8 protein-coding genes and 2 pseudogenes are annotated in these 11,791 nt (G+C 60.8%); 8 read left to right on the forward strand and 2 right to left on the reverse strand.

The annotated features are described in order from the left end of the window. The first annotated feature begins 17 nt into the window (after positions 1 to 17). The 8 genes and pseudogenes from P6U16_RS14380 to P6U16_RS14415 all read left to right on the forward strand — a co-directional run bounded on the left by P6U16_RS14380 (position 18) and on the right by P6U16_RS14415 (position 10,799). Positions 18 to 1,277 carry an ABC transporter substrate-binding protein gene (locus tag P6U16_RS14380; RefSeq protein ID WP_277701133.1) on the forward strand — a complete coding sequence of 420 codons (1,260 nt, stop codon included), beginning with the start codon at positions 18 to 20 and terminating at the stop codon, positions 1,275 to 1,277. Positions 1,278 to 1,604: 327 nt separating this feature from the next. Further along, on the forward strand, positions 1,605 to 2,555 hold the full coding sequence (locus P6U16_RS14385; RefSeq protein WP_277701134.1) for a sugar ABC transporter permease: 951 nt from the start codon (positions 1,605 to 1,607) through the stop codon (positions 2,553 to 2,555). 13 nt (positions 2,556 to 2,568) lie between these two features. Then, on the forward strand, positions 2,569 to 3,408 hold the full coding sequence (locus P6U16_RS14390) for a carbohydrate ABC transporter permease (protein WP_277701135.1): 840 nt from the start codon (positions 2,569 to 2,571) through the stop codon (positions 3,406 to 3,408). Next, positions 3,405 to 4,463, forward strand: coding sequence for a Gfo/Idh/MocA family oxidoreductase (locus P6U16_RS14395; RefSeq protein WP_277701136.1), 1,059 nt, complete (start codon positions 3,405 to 3,407; stop codon positions 4,461 to 4,463). Before P6U16_RS14390 ends, P6U16_RS14395 begins: the two co-directional genes overlap by 4 nt. Before the next feature lie 70 nt (positions 4,464 to 4,533). Continuing rightward, the gene (locus P6U16_RS14400) at positions 4,534 to 5,535 is read left to right on the forward strand and encodes an ABC transporter ATP-binding protein (protein WP_277701137.1); all 1,002 of its coding nucleotides are present in this window, start codon (positions 4,534 to 4,536) and stop codon (positions 5,533 to 5,535) included. Between the two features lie 229 nt (positions 5,536 to 5,764). Then, positions 5,765 to 6,814, forward strand: a pseudogene (locus tag P6U16_RS14405) (efflux RND transporter periplasmic adaptor subunit); the annotation flags it as partial. 166 nt (positions 6,815 to 6,980) lie between these two features. Beyond that, positions 6,981 to 10,127 carry an efflux RND transporter permease subunit gene (locus P6U16_RS14410; RefSeq protein ID WP_277701138.1) on the forward strand — a complete coding sequence of 1,049 codons (3,147 nt, stop codon included), beginning with the start codon at positions 6,981 to 6,983 and terminating at the stop codon, positions 10,125 to 10,127. Between the two features lie 51 nt (positions 10,128 to 10,178). Continuing rightward, on the forward strand, positions 10,179 to 10,799 hold the full coding sequence (locus P6U16_RS14415; RefSeq protein ID WP_277701139.1) for a TetR family transcriptional regulator: 621 nt from the start codon (positions 10,179 to 10,181) through the stop codon (positions 10,797 to 10,799). Positions 10,800 to 10,808: 9 nt separating this feature from the next. Here P6U16_RS14415 and P6U16_RS14420 read toward each other — a convergent pair whose 3' ends face one another. Together P6U16_RS14420 and P6U16_RS14425 are read right to left on the reverse strand one after the other, a co-directional pair. Beyond that, positions 10,809 to 11,318: a 2OG-Fe(II) oxygenase family protein gene (locus P6U16_RS14420; RefSeq protein ID WP_277701140.1), complete on the reverse strand. Its 510-nt coding sequence runs from the start codon at positions 11,316 to 11,318 to the stop codon at positions 10,809 to 10,811. Between the two features lie 340 nt (positions 11,319 to 11,658). Beyond that, positions 11,659 to 11,784, reverse strand: a pseudogene (locus tag P6U16_RS14425) (isopenicillin N synthase family oxygenase); the annotation flags it as partial. Positions 11,785 to 11,791: the final 7 nt, after the last annotated feature.

The raw sequence follows: 11,791 nt of genomic DNA on the forward strand, positions 1-11,791 counted from the left end.
ATAAAAGGGAGAACGTAATGACCCGCACGACACTGAAAGGATTGCTTCTGGCATCCAGCATTCTCGGCTCCGCCGGGCTTGCCCACGCTGAAGACGTCACGCTGACCATCGAAAGCTGGCGCAACGACGACCTGACCATCTGGCAGGAAAAACTGATCCCGGCTTTCGAAGCCAAGAACCCGGGCATCAAGGTGGTCTTCGCACCGACCGCGCCGACCGAATATAACGCGGCCCTGAACGCCAAGCTCGACGCCGGTTCCGCAGGCGATCTCGTCACCTGCCGTCCGTTCGACGCTTCGCTCGAACTCTACAACAAGAAGCACCTCGCTGACCTCAGCGGTCTCGCCGGCATGGAGAACTTCTCGCCGGTGGCTAGGGCTGCCTGGACGACGGACGATGGTGCTGCGACCTTCTGCGTGCCGATGGCGTCTGTCATCCACGGCTTCATCTACAACAAGGACGCCTTCGACAAGCTCGGCATCGCGATCCCGGCAACGGAAGCCGATTTCTTTGCCGCCCTCGACAAGATCAAGGCCGACGGCACCTACATCCCGCTTGCCATGGGCACGAAGGATCTCTGGGAAGCCGCAACCATGGGCTACCAGAACATCGGTCCGACCTACTGGAAGGGTGAAGAAGGCCGCGCTGCCCTCATCAAGGGCGAGCAGAAGCTGACCGACGCCGGTTGGGTTGAGCCCTACAAGGTTCTCGCCAAGTGGAAGGACTATCTCGGCGACGGTTTCGAAGCCCAGACCTATCCGGACAGCCAGAACCTGTTCACGCTCGGCCGTGCTGCGATCTATCCGGCCGGCTCATGGGAAATCGGTCTGTTCAACACGCAGGCCGAGTTCAAGATGGGCGCCTTCCCGCCGCCGGTCAAAACCGCTGGCGATGCTTGCTACATCTCCGACCACAACGACATCGGCGTTGGCCTGAACGCCAAGAGCGCGCACCCGGAAGAAGCCAAGAAGCTGCTTTCCTGGATCGCTTCTCCGGAATTTGCCGATATCTACGCCAACTCTCTGCCGGGCTTCTTCAGCCTGAATTCGACGCCGGTGAAGATGGCCGATCCGCTTGCCCAGGAATTCGTCTCCTGGCGCGAAAAGTGCAAGCCCACGATCCGCTCGACCTACCAGATCCTGTCGCGCGGCACGCCGAACCTTGAAAACGAGACTTGGGTCGAATCGGCCAACGTGATCAACGGCACCGATACGCCTGAAGTCGCCGCCGAGAAGCTCCAGAAGGGCCTCGACAGCTGGTACAAGCCTGCGAAGTAAGCTTGGTTCTGGGGTTTGCCCTCACCCTGACCCTCTCCCCGTAAACGGGGAGAGGGGACTACAGAGTCTGCGACTTGTCCCTTTGCCCCGTTTACGGGGAGAAGGTGCCCGCCTTCTTTGATGAAGAAGGGAAGGCGGATGAGGGCAGCACTCGGTGAAGGATGTCGCGATGCAAAAAGCACGGCGTCCAGCCAAAAAAATGTAATCTGAAATCACATCCTGCCGGCCCTTTCGGGGTGCTGGTGCGGCATGCGCGGCGGGGACCGGCGGCGCATGTCCTGTCGCATCGTGCGACGATTGACGAAAAACGGGTCGGAGCGGCAGGCCATGAGCGACGCCACATTTTCTGATGATGACATGAAGGTGCCGAAGCGCGGCACGCGCTGGCACATTCTGGTGTTCCTGGCCCCGGCCTTCATCGTCTATTCCGCCGTGATGATCCTGCCGTTGATCGAAACGTTGCGCCTGTCGCTGTTCAACACGGTTGATGGCCAGCCGGCCTTTGTCGGCCTCGACAATTTCCAGGTCCTGTTCGGCAATGAGCGCTGGGCGGCGGATTTCTGGCGGGCGCTGAAGAACAATTTCGTGTTCTTCGCTATCCATATGCTCATCCAGAATCCGCTCGGCATCGCACTTGCCGCCATGCTGTCGATCCCCAAGCTCCGGCTTGCCACTTTCTATCGTACAGCGATCTTCATGCCGACGATCCTGTCCTTCGTCATCGTCGGCTTCATCTGGAAGCTGATCCTCTCGCCGATCTGGGGCATCACGCCGTTCTTCATGGATCTCGTCGGTCTGAAATCCCTCTTCGGCCCCTGGCTCGGCAAGCCCGGCTCGGCTCTGATCACGGTCTCGCTGATTTCCGTCTGGCAGAATGTCGGCATTCCGATGATGCTGATCTACGCCGCCCTGCTCAACATCCCTGATGAGGTGATCGAGGCGGCCGAGTGCGACGGCATTACAGGCTGGAGCCAGTTCTGGAAGATCAAGCTGCCGTTGATTCTGCCCGCGATCGGCATGGTGTCGATCCTGACCTTCGTCGGCAATTTCAACGCCTTCGACCTGATCTATACGGTGCAGGGCGCGCTTGCGGGGCCGGACGGTTCGACGGATATCCTCGGTACGCTGCTCTACCGCACCTTCTTCGGCTTCCAGCTGCAACTGGGTGACCGCTCGATGGGTGCGACGATCGCGACGGTCATGTTCCTGATCATCCTTGCCGGCGTCTCGCTCTATCTCTTCGGCATCCAGCGGCGCGTTCGCCGCTATCAGTTCTAAGGGGGACGGATCCATGTCAAAGGCCCGCATGTCGCCGCTGCGCTCCAGCTTCGTCCATCTCGCCCTTGCAGCCTATACAGTGATTGCGCTGTTTCCGGTGGTGCTGACGATCTTCAACTCGTTCAAGGACAAGAACGCGATCTTCCGCACGCCGCTGGCGCTGCCGACGACCGAGACCTTCAGCCTTGTCGGTTATACGACGGTGCTGAAGCAGGGCGATTTCATCGGCTATTTCCAGAACAGCCTGATCGTCACAGTTGTGTCGATCTTCTTTGCACTGTTGTTTGGGGCCATGGCGGCTTTCGCGCTGTCGGAATATCGCTTCCGCGGCAATACGCTGATGGGCCTCTACCTCGCCATTGGCATCATGATCCCGATCCGGCTTGGCACCGTCGCCATCCTGCAGGGCATGGTCGCGGCCGGCCTCGTCAACACGCTGACGGCGCTGATCCTCGTCTATACCGCCCAAGGCCTGCCGCTCGCCATCTTCATCCTGTCGGAGTTCATGCGAACGGTGTCCGACGACCTGAAGAATGCCGGTCGTATCGACGGGCTTTCCGAATACGCGATCTTTTTCCGCCTCGTTCTGCCTCTTGTCCGGCCGGCCATGGCGACAGTCGCCGTCTTCACTATGATCCCGATCTGGAACGACCTCTGGTTTCCGCTGATTCTGGCGCCCGGCGAGGCCACCAAGACGGTCACGCTCGGCTCCCAGGTCTTCATCGGCCAGTTCGTCACCAACTGGAACGCGGTCCTGGCAGCGCTGTCGCTGGCGATCCTGCCTGTCCTCGTTCTCTACGTCATCTTCTCGCGGCAGTTGATCCGCGGCATCACCGCAGGAGCCGTCAAGTGAGCAGCAAAGCCATCCGTGTTCTCGTCGCTGGCCTTGGAAACATGGGCCGCAGCCATGCGCTCGCCTATCACAACAATCCTGGCTTCGAGATCGTCGGCTTGGTCAATCGATCCAAGCCAATGCTGGCGCCCGAGCTTGGCGGCTACACAATCCACCCGGATTTTGAGACGGCGCTGAACGAATTGAAGCCTGACCTCTGCTCGATCTGCACCTATTCCGACAGCCATGCGGATTATGCCGTCATGGCGTTCGAGGCGGGGTGCGACGTCTTCATCGAAAAGCCGCTGGCAACGACGGTCGCCGATGCGGAGCGTGTTGTGGCTGCGGCCAAGAAAGCCGGCAAGAAGCTCGTCGTCGGCTATATCCTGCGCCATCACCCGTCCTGGATCCGGCTGATCGAGGAAGCGCGAAAACTCGGCGGCCCTTATGTTTTCCGCATGAACCTCAACCAGCAGTCCTCTGGCCCGACCTGGATGACGCACAAGTCGCTGATGGAAACGACGCCGCCGATCGTCGATTGCGGCGTGCATTATGTCGATGTCATGTGCCAGATCACCGACGCGAAGCCTGTCGAAGTGCGCGGCATGGGTCTGCGCCTGTCGAACGAGATCGCCGCCGACATGTACAATTACGGCCATCTGCAGGTGATCTATGAGGACGGCTCCGTCGGCTGGTACGAAGCCGGCTGGGGCCCGATGATCTCGGAAACGGCCTTCTTCGTGAAGGACGTGATGTCGCCGAATGGCTCCGTCTCGATCGTCATGGATCCGAACGCGAAGTCCGACGACATCGACACGCACACCAAGACGGCAGTCATCCGCATCCACAAGGCCGAAACCGGTGCCGACGGAAAATTTATCCACAAGGACGAGGACCTGAAGATGGATGGCGAACCCGGCCATCAGGAACTCTGCGATTTCGAGCAGGCCTATGTGCTGAAAGCCATCCGCGAAGACATTGATCTCGATCGGCATATGAACGACGCCGTGCAGTCGCTGCGCATTTGCCTGGCGGCTGATGAGAGCGTGCGCAGCGGCCAGCCGGTCAAACTGTAACGAAGCATGTCCCGTTCCGCTGCGCAGCATCGGCACGAAAGGCACATGCGACAAAGAAAAGGCGCGTCCCGTGGGATCACTTCAACTGAAATCCATCCGCAAGGCCTTCGGTACCCACGAGGTGTTGAAGGGCATCGATCTTGAGGTCAAGGATGGCGAATTCGTCATCTTCGTCGGCCCGTCCGGTTGCGGAAAGTCTACGCTTTTACGGGTCATAGCAGGACTGGAAGATGCAAGTTCCGGTAGCGTCCAGATCGACGGCGAAGAGATGATCACGACGCCGCCTGCCAAGCGCGGCATCGCCATGGTATTCCAGTCCTATGCGCTCTATCCGCACCTGACGGTGAAGGACAATATGGGCCTTGGCCTCAAGCAGATGGGTGCGCCGAAGGCCGAAGTCGATGCCAAGGTCGCCAAGGCCTCCGCCATGCTGTCGCTGGAGCCCTACCTGGCGCGCCGCCCGGCCGAACTGTCCGGTGGTCAGCGTCAGCGTGTCGCCATCGGTCGTGCCATCGTGCGCGAGCCAAAGCTGTTCCTGTTCGATGAACCGCTGTCCAATCTCGATGCCGCGTTGCGTGTCAACACGCGCCTCGAAATCGCCCGGCTGCATCGCAGCCTGAAGGCGACGATGATCTATGTGACGCACGACCAGGTCGAGGCGATGACACTCGCCGACAAGATCGTCGTGTTGAACGCCGGTCAGATCGAGCAGATCGGCTCGCCGATGGAGCTCTACAACAAGCCGGCAAATACATTCGTCGCCGGCTTCATCGGCTCACCGCAAATGAATTTCATCGAAGCGGGTAGGCTGGGCGATGCTGAGGCCAAGACCGTTGGCATCCGGCCGGAACACATCACCCTGTCCCGTGAAAGCGGCGACTGGAAGGGCAAGGTCATTCACGTAGAGCATCTCGGCGCCGACACGATCCTTTATCTGGAAACCGAAGTGACCGGCCTTCTGACGGTGCGCCTGTTCGGCGAACATCGCTATGCTGTTGACGATGTCGTCTATTCGACGCCGGACAAGGCGAGCATGCACCGGTTTGGCGCGGATGACCGGGTGATTGTTTAACAGTCACGAAAGCCTGCCGATCACAGTTTGGTGAGGTCTATTGTGCGCTGCATCATGGTCTTGCCATCCACGGCAATTTAACATACAAAAACGTTTGTATATTAGAGACACGCTTGCGAGGAGGCCTCTCCGCACGCGTGTCTCGGTGATTTTCAGGTACTCCGACCGCTGCTTTCGCCTCCCAGGAAACGCCCGGCCGAGCCTTTTTGATATGGATGAACCCATGCGGATGAACCGACCGATCCTGGCTGTAACCACGGCCGCCCTTTTTGTTTTGGCAGGATGCCAGGAAAAGGAGGAGCAACAGGCAGCGCCTGTCTATCCGCCGGCACAGGTTTCCGTGGTCACGACGAGTGCAGGGCCTGTGACGATCACCAATGATCTTCCGGGCCGCATTGCCGCCACACGCGTCGCCGAGGTTCGTCCGCGGGTCACCGGTATCGTTATCCAGCGGGTCTTTGAACAGGGCTCCATGGTTCAGGAAGGCGACGTGCTCTACCGGATCGATCCTGCATCATTCCAGGTGCAGGTCGAAAGCGCAGAAGGCACGTTGCGCCGCGCCAAGGCAGTCCAGCTTCAGGCCAGGCAGTCGGCAGATCGTCAGGAGCAGCTGAAGAAATCAAACGTCGCCTCCGCCCAGCAATATGATGATGCCATTGCGACGTTGGCGCAGGCCGATGCCGATGTGGCCATTGCCGAAGCAGGCCTCGCCACCGCGAAGCTCAATTTGCAATATGCGAGCGTGACCGCGCCGATCAGCGGCCGTATCGGCCGTGCGCTGATCACCGAAGGCGCGCTCGTCAGTGCCAATGGCAGCGAGAACCTGGCGACGATCCAGCAACTCGATCCTGTTTATGCCGACTTCACCCAGTCCGCGACCGATCTTATCCGGCTGCGCAAGGCCATGAAGACCGGCGCCGTTTCCGGCGATCCGAACGAGGCAAAGGTGCACCTTCTGATGGATGACGGCAGCGCCTATCCGCATGTCGGTCGGCTGCTGTTTTCCGAGGCTGCCGTCGATGAAACGACGGGGCAGGTGACGCTGCGCGGCGAGTTCCCCAATCCGGACGGCGATCTTCTGCCGGGCATGTATGTCCGCGTGCTGATCGAGCAGGGTATCGAGCAGAACGCCATCAGCGTGCCGGCGCAGGCCATCCAGCGCGATACCGCCGGCAATGCACAGGTTTACGTCGTCAAGCCCGACGATACGGCCGAATTGCGCCCGGTCACGACTGGCCAGGTCTCCGGAGACCGCTGGGTGATTTCCAAGGGTTTGAATGTCGGTGAAAAGGTCGTCGTCGAAGGATTCCAGAAGGTTGGGCCTGGCGCCAAGGTTGTACCCTCGGATTGGAAGCCAACGGAGGCTGCGGCCTCGACCGAGGCCAAGCCCGCGGATGGTGAAACCAAGGCCGCCCCTCCGAAGCGGCCAAATGAGGATCTGATCGATGCCCAGTTTCTTTATCGATCGCCCGATCTTCGCATGGGTCGTTGCGATCTTCATCATGCTGGCAGGGGTGATTTCCATCCCGCTTCTGCCGATTTCACAATATCCGAACGTTGCACCGCCGCAGATCTCGATCAACACCACCTATCCCGGCGCCTCCTCGGAAGAAACCTACCAGAGCGTCAGCCGTCTCATCGAGAACGAGTTGAACGGCATCGACGGTCTGCAATATTTCGAATCGACCTCGAGTTCCGCAGGCTCCGTCAGCATTGATGTCACCTTTGCGCCGGGTACGGATTCCGGAGATGCCGCCATTGATGTCCAGAACCGTGTCCGCCGCGTCGAGCCGCGCCTGCCGGATTCCGTCCGGCAGCAGGGCATTGAGGTCGAGGAGGCCGGCTCAGGCTTCCTGATGATCGTGGCGCTTACGTCGACCGATGGTTCGATGGATGCGGTCGCGCTCGGCGACTATCTCAGCCGTAACGTCCTGAACGAGGTGCAGCGCGTCGAAGGCGTTGGCCGCGCCCAGCTGTTCTCGACGGAACGCTCGATGCGCATCTGGCTTGATCCCGACAAGATGGTCGGCCTCAACCTGACGACGGGTGATGTCACCGCCGCCATCGGGGCACAGAACGCACAGATCGCCTCCGGCAGCATCGGCGCGCAGCCAAACCCGATCAATCAGCAGGTTAGCGCTTCGGTTCTGGTCAAGGGTCAGTTGACCTCGGCCGACGAATTTGGCGCGATCGTCCTGCGTGCCAACCCGGACGGGTCGGCGGTTCGCCTTCGTGACGTCGCCCGCATCGAGATCGGCGGCCAGAGCTACTCGTTCTCGACGCGTCTCAACGGCAAGCCATCCGCCGCTATCGGCGTACAGCTGACGCCGACCGGCAATGCGCTCAACACCTCCACCGCGATCAAGGCGCGTCTGGATGAACTGGCGCGTTTCTTCCCGCCCGGTGTCGAATATGCGATCCCTTACGATACCTCGCCCTTCGTGGCTATCTCGATCGAAAAGGTGCTGCACACGCTGCTCGAAGCGGTCGCGCTCGTCTTCCTCGTGATGTTCCTGTTCCTGCAGAACATCCGCTACACGATCATCCCCACGCTTGTCGTGCCGGTTGCCCTGATGGGCACCTGCGCCGCCATGCTGGCTATGGGCTTCTCGATCAACGTGCTGACCATGTTTGGCATGGTGCTTGCCATCGGCATTCTCGTCGATGACGCGATCATCGTCGTCGAAAACGTCGAGCGCATCATGTCCGAGGAAGGGCTGACGCCGAAGGAAGCGACCCGCAAGGCGATGAAGCAGATCACCGGTGCCGTCATCGGCATCACACTGGTGTTGTCTGCGGTGTTCATTCCGATGGCCTTCTTCCCCGGCGCCGTCGGCGTCATCTACCAGCAGTTCTCGCTCACCATGGTCGTCTCGATCCTGTTCTCGGCGCTGCTCGCGCTGACGCTGACGCCGGCGCTCTGCGCCAGCTTCCTGAAGCAGGTACCGAAAGGCCATCACCACGCCAAGCGCGGTTTCTTCGGCCTGTTCAACCGTGGCTTCGACAAGGCGTCGCACCGTTACAGCGGCTGGGTCTCGAGCATGATCCGCCGCACAGGTCGCTTCATGCTGGTCTATGTCGTCCTGCTCGGCGGCCTCGGCTATCTGTTCCTGCAGCTGCCGTCGTCCTTTCTCCCGGATGAGGACCAGGGCTTCGTCATCGTCTCCATGCAGCTGCCGTCGGAAGCGACCGGCAACCGCACCACGGAGGTGATCGAGCAGGCCGAGGCGATCTTCGGCAAGGAGGAAGCGGTCGATCGCATCATCGCGATCAGCGGCTTCTCCTTTTCCGGTACCGGCCAGAATGCCGGCCTTGCCTTCGTGACGCTGAAGGACTGGAGCGAACGCGATGCCAACAATGTCGCCAGCGCCATTGCCGGCAGGGCTTCCGGTGCGATGAGCCAGATCAAGGACGCCATCGCCTTTGCTCTGTCGCCCCCGCCCATCCAGGGACTTGGCACCACCAACGGCTTTGCCTTCCGTCTCCAGGATCGCGGTGGTCAGGGTGCCGTTGCACTGGCTGCGGCCCGAGACCAGCTTCTGGGACTTGCGGCCCAGAGCCAGATCGTCTCCGGCGTGCGTGTCGATGGCCTGCCCGATGCAGCCCAGGTTGATCTCGTTATCGACCGCGAAAAGGCCAACACGTTCGGCGTTGCCTTTGCCGACATCAACTCGACGATCTCGACCAATCTCGGTTCGAGCTATGTCAACGACTTCCCGAATGCGGGCCGTCTGCAGCGCGTGACCGTCCAGGCGGACGAGAACAAGCGCATGCAGACCTCCGACCTGCTGAAGCTTAACGTGCGCAATTCGAATGGCGGCATGGTGCCGATTTCGGCCTTTGCCCACATCGAGTGGAAGAGCGGCCCGACCCAGACGATCGGTTATAACGGCTACCCGGCGGTGCGTATCAGCGGCCAGTCGAACCCCGGTTTCTCTTCCGGGGAAGCCATTGCCGAGATGGAGCGCCTTGCCGGGCAATTGCCGGCCGGCTTCGGCTATGAATGGACCGGCCAATCGCGCGAGGAAATCGCTTCGGGCACGCAGGCGCCATTGCTCATCGGGCTTTCCTGCCTGCTGATCTTCCTGTGCCTTGCAGCGCTCTATGAAAGCTGGAGCATCCCGGTCGCAGTCATGATGGTGGTGCCGCTCGGCGTCATCGGTTCGGTTCTTGCCGTGCTGATGCGCGACATGTCCAACGACGTGTATTTCAAGGTCGGCCTCATCGCGATCATCGGGCTTTCGGCCAAGAACGCCATCCTGATCATCGAGTTCGCCAAGGAACTGCGCGAGAGTGGCAAGTCGCTGCTGGATGCGACGGTCGAGGCGGCGCATTTGCGTTTCCGGCCGATCCTGATGACCTCGCTTGCCTTTACGCTCGGCGTTCTACCGCTCGCCATCGCAACCGGCGCAAGTTCCGGCAGCCAGCGGGCGATCGGCACCGGCGTCATGGGCGGCATGATCTCGGCAACGGTGCTTGCGATCTTCTTCGTTCCGGTCTTCTTCGTCTTCATCGCCGGGCTCTTCGAGCGGGGTCGGAAGAAAGAGACTGAAACCGCGACACCGACAGAGGCGCCCGCTGCCGGCGAATAATCTTAAAGGCCCGTCTCACGGCGGGCCTTTCTGCTGATGACAGGAGGCACCATGCGTAGGACCAAGGCCGAAGCGGAGGAAACCCGGCACAGAATCCTCAACGCTGCGGAGCGGGTCTTCTACGCCAAGGGCGTATCGAATGCGACGCTGGAGGATGTTGCCGGTGAAGCTGGCGTCACCCGCGGCGCAATCTACTGGCATTTCGCCAACAAGACGGATCTGTTTCTTGCACTCTACAACTCGGTGAAGATCCCGCAGGAAGACATGCTGGAGCCTGATGGTGCAGGCGGGGATACCGATGCGCTGGCCTTTATTGAAAAGAATGTCGCGGAATGGCTCGACGTCATGGAAATGGACGAACAGCGGCAACGCATCCTGTCCATCCTGTTGCGCTGCGACTATGGCGACGATCTGGCGCCTGTGCTGGAGCGTCAGCAGGAGGTTGACGAGCACCACACGAAGCTGTTGGTCAATGCCTTTGCCTCGGCCATGGCGAGCGGTGATCTCGATGCGCGCTGGACGCCGCAATCCGCCGCTAAGGCCCTGCGCTGGATGATGAAGGGCCTATGCAGCGAATGGCTGCTCTTCGGAAAACGATTCGATCTTGCGACCGAGGGCCGGGAAGGTCTGCGCCGGCTTTTCGACAGCTTCCGCCAGACGGCCGCCGACTGACATTCTGTGTCAGGCGGTCGTCGCCTTGAATTTGCTCATCAGATACGGACCGGACAGGATGGGCGGATATTTCGCCGTTTCGCCCGGCAAAAGGCAGGCGTCGAGCACGCTGATCTCCGCGGCCCAATTCGGCTGGTGAAAGAAGGCGAGCGATTGCCTGCGTGCCATGCCGCCCTCATCGGGCGACGGATTGACGACGCGATGCAGCGTGGAGATCCAGCGATCATTGGTCCAGCGCGCCATCAGGTCGCCGATATTGATGACGAAGGCACCATCAACTGGCGGCACGGGCGTCCAGCTCCCATCGGGCGTGATGATCTCCAAACCCTTCGAGCCCGCCTGCGGCAGAAGGATCGTCAGGCTGCCATAATCCGTATGGGCGCCGGCACGCAGCTGCCCGGCTTTTGGCGGCACATGCTGCTCTGGATAATTCAACGCCCGAAGCGCGCTGATCGGCGTATCGATGAACCGTTCGAAATAGGTTTCCGGCAGATTCAGCGCCACCGCGAAGAGCCGCATGACCCTGGCAGCGAGATCCTCCAGCGCCGCATAATAGCCCGTCCAGGCATCGAAGAAACCGGCAGGCTGGGCCGGCCAGATCGTCGGGGCGTAGCAGAAGGCCAGCGCTTCCGGATCGGTGATGGGGGCGGCCGCACAACAGGACCGCCGTTGAAGCTCTCCTTGAGATCGGGTGGGCTGTCGATGTCGCGCGACTTCGCCAGCGCTTCCAGTTCCGGCCCGAGATAGCCGTAGGGATACCCCTTGTAGGGCGCCCGCGCCTTTTGCTTTGCCTCCGGAGAAGATCGAAGAAGTCCCGGGCTTTTTCCCAAACGCCGTCGATCACCGCCTGCGGCACGCCGTGATTGCGGATCGCCAGAAACCCGGTGCTCCGGCAGATGTCGTCGACCACCCGGCCCAAACGCTGCTTTTCGGCGGCATCGCCCGTCTCGAAGGCCAGAAGGTCGAATACGGGAAATTGCTGCATCAGATCT

Source organism: Rhizobium sp. 32-5/1 (assembly GCF_029537235.1).
In the GTDB taxonomy this organism is placed as follows: Bacteria; Pseudomonadota; Alphaproteobacteria; order Rhizobiales; family Rhizobiaceae; genus Pararhizobium.

Bases quoted from the DNA above. Each gene is read 5' to 3' on its own strand.
- P6U16_RS14390 (WP_277701135.1), top strand. From the start codon at position 2,569: ATGTCAAAGGCCCGCATGTCGCCGCTGCGCTCCAGCTTCGTCCATCTC.
- P6U16_RS14410 (WP_277701138.1), top strand. From the start codon at position 6,981: ATGCCCAGTTTCTTTATCGATCGCCCGATCTTCGCATGGGTCGTTGCG.
- P6U16_RS14385 (WP_277701134.1), top strand. From the start codon at position 1,605: ATGAGCGACGCCACATTTTCTGATGATGACATGAAGGTGCCGAAGCGC.
- P6U16_RS14420 (WP_277701140.1), bottom strand. From the start codon at position 11,318: ATGCGGCTCTTCGCGGTGGCGCTGAATCTGCCGGAAACCTATTTCGAA.
- P6U16_RS14415 (WP_277701139.1), top strand. From the start codon at position 10,179: ATGCGTAGGACCAAGGCCGAAGCGGAGGAAACCCGGCACAGAATCCTC.
- P6U16_RS14380 (WP_277701133.1), top strand. From the start codon at position 18: ATGACCCGCACGACACTGAAAGGATTGCTTCTGGCATCCAGCATTCTC.